This is a genomic window from Pedobacter sp. L105, assembly GCF_009765875.1.
Lineage (GTDB): Bacteria > Bacteroidota > Bacteroidia > Sphingobacteriales > Sphingobacteriaceae > Pedobacter.
In genome coordinates this window covers 50,197-61,645 of record NZ_LMUP01000011.1, presented here as the reverse complement: position 1 = coordinate 61,645, position 11,449 = coordinate 50,197, and the positions used below count along the sequence as shown (strand labels likewise).

The following is an 11,449-nucleotide window of genomic DNA, read 5'->3' as shown; positions in this document are numbered from 1 at the left end:
CCCCGGCAATACTTTGCGATACGGGGAATTCTTCTACTGTGGCTTCTTTTGCATTCCCGCCAGCACCCGACCAGCCTTTACTGCCGTTTACCATATCATATACAAAATCTTCCAGTTCTTCTCCCGGACCATGGACCGGTTTACCTGAAGGGACAATGGCACCTTCGGCTTTTTCCGGCAATAAAGTGCTGATACTTGTGGCGGCGGCTACCATGCCTAATGTTGTCAATGATGCTGCGGAGATAAAACCGCGTCTTGTAGTTTCCATAACTGTTTGATTTTGAAGTAATAAATGATGTATGTGATAGATTACACTACAAATAAACATATGATGTTTTATATAAACGTCATATGTTTATAAGGGTGCTTATGATTTTGAGGGGGTTTTCAACAAAAAGTGCCCTGGTAATGCCATAAAGTGGCATTAGAAATGCGTTAAAATTAAGTTTATGACAATTACGTGATTGTCTTAAAACCAGTTTAATATTGAAGCTTGAAATTATTTAAAAACCGTTAACCTAACAAATAGAGATATAATTACCTTTGCCGGCATGTATACTAAAGATGAAACTTCAAAGCTAAAGCAGGCTTTCTGGACTGCATTTGGGCAGTATATTGCTCCTCAGCTTTCTGCTGAAGGGCAAAAGATCAACTGGATAAATTATAGAACAGGAATACGCTACCTGTCTTTTAAAATGCAGGCCGATAACCGCTCTGCATTTATAGCGATTGAACTTTCGCATCCTGATGCAGGCATGCGGGACCTGCTATTTGAGCAGTTTACTGCTTTCAGAACATTGCTGAGTACTTCTTTAAATGAAGAATGGGAATGGCAACCCGAGTTAACCGATGAAAATTTTAAACAGGTTAGCCGCATTGTCAAATCCCTTGATCACGTAAGCATTTTTAAACAAAGCGACTGGCCTGCGCTGATCTCCTTTTTTAAACCGCGTATCATTGCACTGGATGAGTTCTGGAACGATGCACGTGATAGTTTTGAATTATTCAGCTAAGAATAATCTTGCGTTAAAGACGATATTAACTACCTTTAAATTCCTGTGCAGTAGTTAAGCTGCCTGGACTTATAGCAAAATTGGATGTACGATATTTGTTGCATAGGACATATTACATTAGACCGGGTAGTGACCAGTACTTCAGAAAAGTATATGGCTGGCGGAACTTCATTTTATTTTTCCAGGGCTTTGCAGCAAATGGACGTGTACTATAGTTTGGTTACTGCTGTAGCAACCAGCGAAATGCATTTTGTAGACGACCTTCGTGCTGGCGGTACAGAGGTGAATTTATTTGAAAGCGCAAAAACGGTATATTTTGAAAACATCTACACCGGTCATCTTGATCACCGTACCCAGCGGGTATTGCAGGAAGCAGATCCTTTTACTATAACACAGCTGAGCAGGGTAGAAGCAACAATATTTCACCTTGGGCCGTTACTGGCCAATGATATCCCTGTAACATTGATTAAAGATTTATCAGAGCGTGGTAAGGTATCTTTAGATGTGCAGGGTTACCTTCGAGAGGTACGCAATCAGCAGGTATGTGCGGTAGACTGGACGGAAAAAAAAGAAGCTTTGCAATATGTACATTTCGTAAAGGCAGATGAAGCAGAACTTGAAGTTCTTACCGGATGTAAGGGAATCAACGAAGGTGCAAAAATACTGGCCGGCCTGGGTGTAAAAGAAATTGTGATCACGAGGGCCAGCCTCGGTTCTGTAATTTATGCGGACGGGGCTGTTTACGATATACCGGCTTTTATACCAGCTGTAGAAACAGATGCCACTGGTTGTGGAGATACTTACATGGCCGGATATTTATTTAAAAGGGCAAAAATGGGCGGGATACAGGAATCAGGAGAGTTTGGAGCTGCAATGGCCAGCTTAAAAATTGAAACATCCGGACCTTTTAACGGAACTGAAAAAGATATTTTAGCCTTATTGGAAGTAAATAAGCATTAAAAACAGCAATCATGGCATTTAAATGAGGTTTCTTAAAATACATTTGTCATTTAATTGTCTTTTTAATAAATAATGAATAGTGTAGTTTGTACACTATGAGAATGTTCGTATATTTGAATCAACAAAACGACATAATTGTTTTCATGTTTGCTAAATCAATATAGCAACTGAAAAATAAAGGAAAACCCGTTCATACAGGTTTATATTTGGTTAGAATAGGGATGCGTCTGGATGGAGCAACCCTTTCTTTTTTTAAGACCTTTTGTTTTTGTTAAAATTACCTTTTTTCAGGGATCAATGCCAAATGTTGTGGAGGAGTTGTTAAAAACATAACTTTGCGTCTTTTTACAAATTAGATTTATGCCATCAGATACCGCCTCCCTACTGAGTTTATTTTTGCCGGATTTTATATTAGAGAATTTCGAGTTCAAAGGAGTTATTGAAGAGGATTCAACTTTTCATATTGAACTTGAAGAGTTGAATACTACACCTTCAGAATGGACTGGCATAAAAGTACTCTCCAAAGGTTTTTTTCCTCAGATTGTCATACAGGATTTCCCGATCCGTGGGCGTAAAGTGTTTTACCATATCAAAAGACGCAGATGGCTGGATACCGAAGCTTCAAAGGTGATTTACCGGAATTGGACTTTAGTAGAAAAGGGAACGCGAATGACAGGAGACTTCGCGGCTTTTTTAAAAGAAATCAATCGATACAGCGCCGAATAGCGTTGATTCGATCAGTTCATTTTATGGTGTAAAGAGTAAAAACCTGCTTCGGCAATACCGTGACTATCTGAGTGATTTCAAGAATTGGGATCAAAAACCACATGCAAAGAAATGGCTGCTTTACCCTGAAAACCTGGGGAACCAGCTTTCCATCGATGAAACCAGTCTTTCCCATGGTGAACTTTATACCATTGTTACCAACAAGGCGGCCAAAGGCAAAAAAGGTGCTGTTGTGGCCATTGTAGCGGGAACAAAAGCTGAAACGGTTATTGGAATCCTTCAAAAACTACCTGAAAGACAACGCAGGAAAGTCAGCGAGGTAACTCTTGACATGGCAGGTAATATGGAGTTGATCTGTAAGCGGTGCTTTCCACAGGCGATTAGGGTTACCGATAGATTTCATGTGCAGAAGTTGGCCACCGAGGCATTACAGGAGATGCGGATCAACTATAGATGGGCAGCTCTGGATGCTGAAAATGATGCGATAGAACAATCCAAAAAGACAGGTGATCTGTTTCAATCAGAAGTACTCCCCAACGGTGATACCTTAAAGCAATTGTTAGCCAGGAGTCGATATGTTTTATATAAAAAGCCTTCGGATTGGACCGCCAGTCAAAAAGAACGCGCTGAACTGCTATTTGAGCGATATCACGATCTCAAAACTGCATACGGACTCAGCTTAGGGCTCGGTCAAATATTTGAACATACAAAAGACAAGGTCTTTGGATTGGCTAATCTAGCCAGATGGCATGAAAAAGTAAGACAGACTGGCTTCAAAGCTTTCAATACGGTTGCCAGGTCTATCCAAAACCACTATCAAACCATCCTCAACTACTTTGATAACAGATCTACAAATGCGTCAGCGGAATCTTTCAACGCAAAAATCAAGGCATTCAGAAGTCAGTTCAAGGGTGTTAAAAACATTGAGTTTTTTCTCTATAGGCTAACTCAGCTCTATGCTTAAAATCATTAAATGAATTTTTGATCCACAACATTTGGCATTGATCATTTTTCAGCTTGAATTGCATTCACATTTGCCTGTTTTATTCTATTTTCCCGTTTGAGTTGTGGCAAAACTTAATTTTTCTTTTACCTGCATTCTTTCATGTGCGTTGGTACGAACCCCAGGATTTCATTTTTCATAGTTTCAATTAATCGTTTTTTTGCAAATCCATTTGGCGTAACAATACTTATTTCGCGGACTGGCTGAGGCGATTTAAAATATCTTACTTTTTCCAGTTGCGCTTTGGAGAAGTCTTTTAAGGCAAACTCAGGGAGGATCGTAGCGCCGTTATTTTCGTCTACCATGCGTTTTAACGTTTCGATACTGCCTGTATTGTATTCGTAGTGTTTAAATCCAATAGTACTTTCACGGCGCTGACAAATATTCAGCACCTGGTCGCGCATACAATGTCCTTCATTAAGAATCCAAAGCTCATCGATATTGATATCATCGGGGTGAATCGTTTTTTTCTTTGCCAGCTCGCTGTTCCGGGATACGTAGGCTACGAAGTTCTCGTAAAATAGGGGCGTTTTAATAAATTGGGTTTCCAATATCGGAGTGGAAAGAATACCGCAGTCAATTAAACCAAGTTTAAGTTGCTGGATAATCTCCTCTGTAGTTTGTTCCCATATCACAAGTTTCACCTGCGGAAATTTCAACATAAACTGGATAATGATTTTTGGAAGTATATAAGGTGCGATGGTAGGAATGATTCCAATCTTAAGTTCACCCATCAGTTCTTTCTGATAGTCGCCAACAATTTCCTTTATCCTTTGATGTTCGGCGATCAGTACCCTTGCCTGGGCAATAATATTGCTCCCTATTTCCGTAGGTAACACTGGCTGCTTCTTGCGGTTGAATATCTGAACGCCTAGCGTATATTCGAGCTTCTGAATTTGCATGCTGAGCGTTGGCTGTGTAACAAAGCACTTTTCAGCCGCCATCACAAAACTGCGATATGTATCAACAGCAATAATATATTCGTATTGGGTAAGACTCATTTATAGGTGATTAATCATTCGCTACTACAGCTGGTATGCTATAAAGTTTTATCCTTCTGATCATCGAAACCAAAAAGGATTTAACAAACATAACATGCTTCAGATTTGCGAGGCGCAAGTAACCACTATTATCCTGTTCCATCAAATAGATATAATTGAAGCAGCATCGACAGAATCGATAAGGTTGCCTTTTCCATTGAATATCTCTATAGCACATCAAGATTTGTGATTTTCTTTCCTGTATCCGCGCCTATACTTTTGGGCTTTCAAAAAAAAGATTTTCTATGAACTTTAAACACTTATCACTTGTCTTATTTTCGGCTGCTACTGTATCCCTGCATGCACAGCAAAAAGTACTGACTACAAACACCGGTACACCAGTTGGCGATAACCAGGATTCCAAAACAGTTGGCCAAAACGGACCTGTACTTTTGGAAGATATTCATTTAATTGAGAAGCTGTCCGCATTTGACAGAGAAAGAATCCCTGAAAGGGTGGTGCATGCCAGGGGAGTAGGTGCATACGGAGAATTTGTAGCTGCAGACGATTTTTCTGCCTCAACTGCTGCTGCCCTTTTCAGCAAAAAGGATAAAGTTACCCCTGTTTTCGTTCGTTTTTCTACCGTAATGGGTGGTGGTGCTTCCCCCGAAACTCAGCGTGATCCAAGAGGATTTGCTGTGAAATTTTATACTGAACAAGGTAATTATGATATCGTTGGTATCCACTTTCCAGTATTCTTTATCAGGGATGCGATTAAATTCCCGGATTTTGTGCATGCTTTAAAACCTTCCCCAATATATAACAAACAAGACCCCAACCGTATTTTCAACTTCTTCAGCCATGTGCCTGAAGCGACAAATATGTTGACGAGATTATATACTGATAACGGAATCCCTGCTAACTACCGGCAGATGGATGGTTCTGGTGTGCATGCATTTAAATGGGTAAATGCTGCCGGACAGGTTGTCTATGTAAAATACACCTGGAAAAGCATGCAGGGAATCAAAAACCTGACTGCAGAAGAGGCGAAGGCGATTCAGGGTAAAGATTTTCAGCATGCAACAGTTGATCTGTACGAGAACATCAGCGAACATAACTTTCCTTCATGGGAACTGTATGTGCAAATGATGAAACCGGAAGATCTGGATAAATTTGATTTTAATCCGCTGGATGATACTAAAATTTGGCCTGAAACCATTGCCAAGCCTATTTTAGTCGGCAAAATGACGTTAAACAAGATCCCCGGCAATTTCTTTGATGAAGTAGAGGAATCGGCTTTTTCGCCTGGCGAATTGGTTCCTGGAATTGCCCCTTCTGAAGACAAAATGTTACAAGGACGTTTATTTTCTTATTTCGATACCCAACGCTATCGTATAGGGCCTAATTTCCAGCAATTACCCGTAAATGCGGCCAAATCTGAAGTTAACAGTTATAATCAGGATGGCCCGATGAGTAACCGTGGTAAAAACTCTGATATTAATTTTCAGCCAAGCACTGACCCGAAGGGTAATGTAGACAATCCAAAATATAATTACCCTGCGGAAGTGTATACCAACGTAAGTACAATGCAGAAAAAGATCTCAAAACCTGATGAATTTAAACAGGCCGGAGAGTATTACAGGTCGCTTAGCGAAACTGATAAAACTCACCTGATCAATAACCTAAGTGGCGATCTGGCTGTTGTGACCGATAGAAATGTGGTAAAGAAAATGGTTGGTTATTTTTATATGGCTGATAGCGATTATGGCAAACGCCTGGCCGCTAAATTAAACGTCACCAGGGAAGAAGTTGAAGCCATGTTTATGGCTAAATAATGCTTTCAAACCCGAAATGAAATCAATTTTCATGTGCTAATAACAGACTGATGAAAAACAGAATATTATTTTTTACCATTGTCATTACTACGCTATTGGCAATTGGAACTAGTGCAAAAGCTCAGGATATTTTTGACGCAGCCAGATCAAATGATACCGTGACGTTAGCGCGGCTTTTAAAAAATCATGTAAAAACCGATACTGTTGATCATCGTGGATCAACGCCTTTGATCGTAGCCGTTTATAACGAAAATGAGGCATGCACCTTACTTTTATTAAAAAACGGAGCTGACCCAAATGCCATGGATTTTTCAGGTAATACAGCATTAATGGGCGCATGTTACAAGGGTTTCCTGCCCATGGTTAAGTATTTATTTGAACACAAGGCGAATTTAAATCAGCAAAATTACAATTCCGCTACTGCCTTAATCTTCGCAGCCACCTTTGGCCACGCAGATATTATAGCCTATCTGCTCTCAAACGGAGCGTTAAGCACCAAAAAAGACAGATTCGGAAAAACGGCCTTGGACTATGCCTTAAATCAGGAAAATGATAGCATAGTAGCTTTATTAAAAGCGAAATAAAGAAAAAAATATCTTTCTCTAAGGTGCCAGCCTGTGGCTGTTGCACAACTCAAATAGCTTGTGTAAATTCATCTTTAAAAATTGTATATTTAATTGATATTCAGTATATTGATTGCAATTAAAACGGTTTTATGCAGGGCAGTAAACAATATCAAGAAAAACTATTTCTTAGTTTTCGTTTGTCAGAAAGAATACCTGAAAACAACTTTTATCGTAGATTAAAAGAAACGCTTAATCTTTCATTTTTGCGAGAGCAAACCACGGGTTATTATGGAGTCGAAGGACAATCTAGTATTGACCCAGAAGTTTTCTTCAAACTAATGTTAATTGGGTATATTGAGAATTTCTGCTCTGATCGTAAGATAATAGAGCATGCATCCATGCGGATGGATATGCTCTACTTCTTAAATTATGATGTTGATGAGCCTCTACCGTGGCATAGTACGTTAAGCCGAACTCGAAAATTGTATGGAGAGGAATTGTTTCTTAATGTTTTTCGCCAAGTCTTAAGTATGTGTGTAGCAAAAGGCATGGTGAATGGAAGTAGGCAAGCTATTGATAGTGCATTCATCAAAGCAAATGCATCTATTTCGAGCTTGACTGAAAGGCGGATAGAAGAAGATTGTTCCGTCTTTTACCAGGATCTTTTGAAAAATGAAGATGAAAGAGGTAATTCTAAAAGTAAGGCAAGAGAGACTGAAAATAAGAAATATGTGAGTACTTCTGATCCCGACTCTCGCTTATCTAAAAAGGCCAACAAACAAAAAGCGCTTAATTATTTTGGTCAGATTAGTGTAGATACAGCTTCCCATGTGATTTGTGGGGCAATGGCTGACTTTGCAGACAAGAGAGATTCTCAGTGCCTACCTGGCATACTAGATCAGACGGTTGAAAATTTAAAACAGAATGGACTGGATGTGGAAGAAGTTTTGGCAGACTCAGGTTACAGCAGCGGTTCGTCTTTGAGATACCTAGAAAAAGCAGGAATACAAGCCTACATACCATGTATTGGTAATTATCTACCTTTCCGAAAAGACTTTAGCTATAATGCATTGGGTGATTTCTATCAATGTAAAGCTGGAGTGAAAATATCTTTTAGGGGAGTACGTACAGATTATCGAGATAACAGTAAGACGAAGTCATATTATTCTTCTGCAAAAGATTGTCAACCTTGTACTTTCCGCACAGAGTGTATCAAGAACGCAAAATATAAACAGATAGGTGACACAATAGATAAACCCTATTATGACAAAATGTATGTACGAACGCAAAGCAAAATAGGTCAGAAAATGAAAAATCTCCGATCATCTACTGTAGAACCAGTCATTGGAACTTTACTACATTTTAGGGGTATGAAGAAAGTTTATACAAAAGGGATAGATTTAGCCAAAAAACATGTGCTTCTTGCTGCTACAGCATATAACCTCAAGAAGTTACTTGCCTTTAATACCAAACGAAGCATCCAGATCGATGCTTCGTTTGCTCTAAAACATAAATTCAATCAACTGAAAGGTTTTATAAAGAAGAAAATAGACCGGCTATTAGAAAATAAAAAAATCTTGGCGCATTATTGGATAATTCGAGTCCGTGGCGCAGCTTTAAATTGAAAGTTGTGCAACAGCCACAGCCTGGCGCCTTAGAGAATTATAATTTTCACCTGTTTCTGATCTTACAGGTTAATCGCATTTTCAATTTTCCTGACCAAGCCGCACGGTAAGCACGTTAGTTCTTATTCCTAACCGTTACGTCTATTTTAATATGAAAAGGAGGCGGTGATTGAATTAAAAATTGAGATCGGTATAATGCGCTATATTGAAACAATAAAATAATAAATGTTTATTTATAATCTTAAATAAAAAAATATATAAACTTTGAAATTAATTAATATTTTTGCATCCTATTAAAACACTCTTTAGCGCTCTAATGTTCTCTATTTTTAAAATTAATTTCCAACTACAACTAGCTTTTAGAATTTGTTCCGTTTTTATTTTGACAATTTTTTTAACAGATATTGCTGCCGGGCAAACAGTTAAAGAAAACAACAAGAATAATTTAGCTGCTGATTCATCAAAAAATAGGTATGAAATTGGTGTAAGTGGCGGAGTTAGCCTAAATCAATTTACCAAGGGCCAGCCCCACACAAGTTTGAATACTGGTTACACCGCTGGTCTGTCTGTAAACTATAAATTATTTAAAAATATAAGTGTACAACTGGAAGTAAACTCTTTACAGCAGGGAGGGAGAATGCTTCGTTTTATAGACGATACAAGCATTGGTTTGCCTGAAAGTTTCGAAACAAAAAATGTGACGAATAGTTCATATGTGTTAAATAGTATAGAAATTCCCTTTTTAATCAATTATACCTTTAAGATAAAACCAACCTGGGCACCGTCTATATATGTTGGGGGAAGTTATGCCCATACATATAATGTGACAGAAAACTATCAGAAAACCGGCGATTTGCTTCCAGGAGAAGATATTATCGTTACCGCAAGTGACTCTCGAAATGTTACCAGTTCATTTAATGGGGGCAGGATTAATTTAATATTTGGAGCAAATATCAAATTGCCTCTGACTTCAAGATTACTATTGTTGATTGACATGAGGTACCTGGAAGGGTTAACATCTGCTATCGATAACTATTCTTACATGAACAAAGTTGGTTTTGGAAGTAATCTCAGAACTAATTCTTTCCTATCAAAGATAGGGATCATATTGCCTATAAGGTAAGATCTATCCAATATACCACAGCACTTTAATAAAAATTAATTTAATATAAAAGCAGAATATGAAGTCAAAATTTACTTTGGTTACGGTAATCCTACTTTCCATTCTTATTACAAGCTGTAGTAAGAGCGATTTTAATGAAAATGACGCACTGGCAGCTCAAACAGCGTTGTTAAACTTAAAATATCAGCATGAGCTTGATTTAGAAACATTAAAACAAAAAGGCGCCACTGCAATGCAGGAGCTGATTAATAGTGAGGCGCTTCAGCAGATTAAACTAAATGACAGTTTAGCTAACGCAAGTGCTATCGCTGCCAAAAAAGCGGATTATAGCGTAACAGTTGTAGACGTATATACCAATGCACCTGTTGCCGATGCTGATGTGGTCGTATCATCGGAAGGTAAAGTGTATGCCGCAAAAACCAGTACACAGGGAGTAGCTACATTTACCTCTTTATATTTATTTCCTACAAGCACTTTCCTGATCTCAAAAACTGGTTATGCTGCAACGCAGATATTACAGCAAAACATCACTACTGGTGCTGCCAGATTGTGGAATACCGCAGATCTGTCGAACGAAATTGCAGGTAACTTATATATTGATACCGATTTAACCAACGTGACTCCCGAAAAAGTAGGTGCTAATGTTTTAGTTACAGCTTCTACCATTATACCGAACGGATCTTTGGGATCTTATACAGTTTATTTTCCTACCTATACAACTGCAGCCGGGGCTTATTCCATTAAACTTCCTCCTGCACCAAGCGGTTACAGCCTTTCATTTCAGCAAATTACTGCTGATCAAAAATTATATGTAAATGCTACCGAAGATGATGCTGTAAAATCATTTCCAGGCAGCTTACCAAGACTTACCACCATAAAAACCTATTTTAATGTAAATAGCTATGGTGCAGTTGTGCCAACAGTAAATAATTATTATTACTTTAAAATTGCAGCTGATAAAGCAGGTAAGACATTATATATACCGGGCTATTCTAACTACAGCGGTTACAACCAGGTGCTCCTGTCTCCTATAAGTGGTAAATACCAGGTAGAAAAGCTCCTTACCTACAATTATTATTATTCAAACGGATCGTATATCGATTATTCTTCCACTAGTTATGATCCTAATACAAAGATTGATGTAGATTTAGTGGATGTTGCAGGAAACATCGTAGAAACTGCACCAAAACTATCTGCAACATCCGGAGCAGACGGAAAATTATTAAATTATACTTCACCGGAAGGTGGCAGTGGCTATATACATCTTAAAAGAGATGCTACCGGTGCTTTGGTGCCAAATGCCAAAGGTGTGATCTTGAAAGCTGTATTATATGATTCCTATTCAAATTTATATAGTTTGAACTATACCGGTAATTTGAATGCAACAACAAACAATTATGCAAGCAGTACTTATTTGCTCATCAATAAAGGCGATAAGAAAGTAGTTAACTTTTATTACGGCTCTGGCGATAGCAGAGATAAGGATGTTTATTAATTAATACAAACTATTATAATATTTAAAAACCTCAAAGAAATTTGAGGTTTTTTTATTTTCTGTGAGTTCTTTTTAAACCGCGCGGTAGACTGATTTCTTTTTTCTAGCAATTCACTAAGATAT

General features: G+C 38.3%; 11 protein-coding genes. 9 read left to right on the top strand and 2 right to left on the bottom strand.

The annotated features are described in order from the left end of the window. A partial coding sequence (locus tag GSQ84_RS22745) for a twin-arginine translocation signal domain-containing protein (protein ID WP_158799679.1) occupies nucleotides 1–268 on the bottom strand: 268 nt, incomplete at its 3' end. A 283-nt stretch (nucleotides 269–551) separates the two neighbouring features. Here GSQ84_RS22745 and GSQ84_RS22740 point away from each other — a divergent pair. The 4 genes from GSQ84_RS22740 to GSQ84_RS22725 all read left to right on the top strand — a co-directional run bounded on the left by GSQ84_RS22740 (nucleotide 552) and on the right by GSQ84_RS22725 (nucleotide 3,663). Further along, nucleotides 552–1,013, top strand: a complete 462-nt coding sequence (locus GSQ84_RS22740) for a DUF4268 domain-containing protein (RefSeq protein ID WP_158799678.1) — start codon at nucleotides 552–554, stop codon at nucleotides 1,011–1,013. Between the two features lie 84 nt (nucleotides 1,014–1,097). Next, on the top strand, nucleotides 1,098–1,973 hold the full coding sequence (locus tag GSQ84_RS22735; protein WP_158799677.1) for a PfkB family carbohydrate kinase: 876 nt from the start codon (nucleotides 1,098–1,100) through the stop codon (nucleotides 1,971–1,973). A 360-nt stretch (nucleotides 1,974–2,333) separates the two neighbouring features. After that, complete coding sequence (locus tag GSQ84_RS22730; RefSeq protein WP_158799676.1) at nucleotides 2,334–2,699, top strand: transposase; 366 nt, start codon at nucleotides 2,334–2,336, stop codon at nucleotides 2,697–2,699. After that, nucleotides 2,680–3,663, top strand: coding sequence for a transposase (locus GSQ84_RS22725; protein WP_371416424.1), 984 nt, complete (start codon nucleotides 2,680–2,682; stop codon nucleotides 3,661–3,663). The genes GSQ84_RS22730 and GSQ84_RS22725 overlap by 20 nt, the downstream gene beginning before the upstream one ends. Before the next feature lie 125 nt (nucleotides 3,664–3,788). Here GSQ84_RS22725 and GSQ84_RS22720 read toward each other — a convergent pair whose 3' ends face one another. After that, nucleotides 3,789–4,703, bottom strand: a complete 915-nt coding sequence (locus GSQ84_RS22720) for a hydrogen peroxide-inducible genes activator (RefSeq protein ID WP_158799675.1) — start codon at nucleotides 4,701–4,703, stop codon at nucleotides 3,789–3,791. Nucleotides 4,704–4,987: 284 nt separating this feature from the next. Between GSQ84_RS22720 and GSQ84_RS22715 the strand changes: the two genes are divergently transcribed. The 5 genes from GSQ84_RS22715 (at nucleotide 4,988) to GSQ84_RS22695 (ending at nucleotide 11,326) form a co-directional block, all read left to right on the top strand. Beyond that, complete coding sequence (locus GSQ84_RS22715; RefSeq protein WP_158799674.1) at nucleotides 4,988–6,517, top strand: catalase; 1,530 nt, start codon at nucleotides 4,988–4,990, stop codon at nucleotides 6,515–6,517. Nucleotides 6,518–6,567: 50 nt separating this feature from the next. Then, entirely contained in the window at nucleotides 6,568–7,101 is a 534-nt protein-coding gene (locus GSQ84_RS22710) for an ankyrin repeat domain-containing protein (RefSeq protein WP_158799673.1), read from the top strand. 131 nt (nucleotides 7,102–7,232) lie between these two features. Then, nucleotides 7,233–8,708: a transposase gene (locus GSQ84_RS22705; protein WP_158799672.1), complete on the top strand. Its 1,476-nt coding sequence runs from the start codon at nucleotides 7,233–7,235 to the stop codon at nucleotides 8,706–8,708. Between the two features lie 283 nt (nucleotides 8,709–8,991). Beyond that, complete coding sequence (locus GSQ84_RS22700) at nucleotides 8,992–9,831, top strand: outer membrane beta-barrel protein (RefSeq protein ID WP_158799671.1); 840 nt, start codon at nucleotides 8,992–8,994, stop codon at nucleotides 9,829–9,831. Nucleotides 9,832–9,889: 58 nt separating this feature from the next. Further along, entirely contained in the window at nucleotides 9,890–11,326 is a 1,437-nt protein-coding gene (locus tag GSQ84_RS22695) for a hypothetical protein (protein ID WP_158799670.1), read from the top strand. Nucleotides 11,327–11,449: the final 123 nt, after the last annotated feature.